Here is a 1,720-nt window from a genome sequence, read left to right on the forward strand (position 1 = left end):
GCTCTACCCCCTCCACCGGTACCGCGCAGGTCCTCCCCCGAGATCCCGCGCTTCCGGTCCGTGGCCACGGATCGCTCCGTTCCCCTGGCCGTTCCCGACCGCGCTGCTCCTGAATCCCCCTGGAGAGCACGTGTCGGAAAGTCCTTCACCAGTAAGAGAGCGGGACTCACGCGGTCTATTACGCGAGTTGCGAGATTTTTCTCGACCTTTTTGCGAGAGCATGCCGGCGGCGTGTTCCGGCCATCGGCCGTTGCCCAGCCGGACCTGCGAAAATACGGGTGGGATGACGCGACCCGCGTCATAATCCGCCGCCGCGAGCGTCTCTCTCGATGAAGACGAACGACACGCCCGCCTCGACAGGACACCGCCATGGACACCCCCGATCAGCCGCGCCCCGACGTGGCCGACGTCGCCGACGCCGACCTCGTGCTGCGCACGCGTTCCGGCGACCGGCAGGCGTTCGCCGAACTGTGGCGCCGCCACTACCGTTCGGGGCTGACGGTCGCGTCGTCGATCACCTCGAGTTTCGACGCCGACGATCTGGTCCAGGAGGCGTATTCGCGCATCTATCAGGCCATCGCCAAGGGCGGCGGGCCCACGGGCTCCTTCCGCGCGTACCTGTTCACGAGCATCCGCAACACCGCGGCCGGCTGGGGCCGCGCCCGCCGTGAGACGGCGATCGACGAGCTCGAAGCGCTCCCCGATCCGGATGCCGACGCGCACGCCACCGATGAGGCGCTCGATCGGAGCCTCACGCATCGCGCGTTCCGCAGCCTTCCGACCCGCTGGCAGGAGGTGCTCTGGTACACCGAGATCGAGCAGATGAAGCCGGCCGAGATCGCCCCGCTGCTGGGCATGAAGGCCACCGCCGCCGCGCAGCTCGCCTTCCGCGCGCGCGAAGGGCTCCGCGAGGCGTGGATCCAGGCCCACCTGCAGAGCGTCACCGACGGCTCCGACTGCCAGTGGACGATCGAGCGCCTCGGCGCGTACGCGCGCAACAACCTCGGCACGCGTGACCACAAGAAGCTCGAGGCGCACCTGGCGGAGTGCGCGCGCTGCACCATCGTCGCCGCCGAGGCCACCGAGGTCTCGCACCGTCTGGCCCTGGTGCTCCTGCCGCTGACGATCGGCGCCGGCGCCGCGACCGCCTACCTCGCCACCCTCCAGGGCGGCTCCGCACCGTTGGTCGCCCTCGCGGCGGGCGCCTCGGGCACCGTGCCGGGCGCGGTGACCGTGGGTCCCGGATCGGCCCCGGTGATGGGGGCGGCCGGCGCAGCCGGCGCCGGATCGGGAGCGGCCGGCGGTGGCGGTACGGGCGGAGCGGGCGGCTCGGCGGGCGCCGCGGCCGGCGGCTCGGCGGCGGCCGGGGGCGGCGGACTCGCCGCCGGAGCCGTGGTCGGGCTGGTCGCGGCCGGTGTGCTCGTCGCCGGTGCGGCCGTGGCTGCCGCGATCGTCGTGCCCCAGGTGATCGCGAACAGCGCCTCCGCTCCGGCCGACGGTTCGGGCACGACCGGCGCAGGAGCGAGCGACGGCGGGGATGCCGCAGCCGCCCCGCCCGCTGCGGCGCCCACACCGAGCACCCTGCCCTCCGCCGATCCCACGTCGACGCCGGTGCCCACGGCATCCGTGCGGCCCGACACCGTCTCGACGTCCGCGCCGACGCGCCGTGCCACGCCGACCGCGCCCGCCGCCCCGGCGGCCCCGCCGGCGACCCCGACGC

1 protein-coding gene is annotated in these 1,720 nt (G+C 73.9%); it reads left to right on the forward strand.

Annotated features, from left to right (window positions below; genetic code table 11):
* Window positions 1–369 precede the first annotated feature (369 nt).
* Window positions 370–1,720: sigma-70 family RNA polymerase sigma factor (locus AC1Q49_RS16195; RefSeq protein WP_492493427.1), on the forward strand; the 1,351-nt coding region annotated here is incomplete at its 3' end.

It is taken from the genome of Microbacterium sp. MPR-TSA4 (assembly GCF_058792815.1).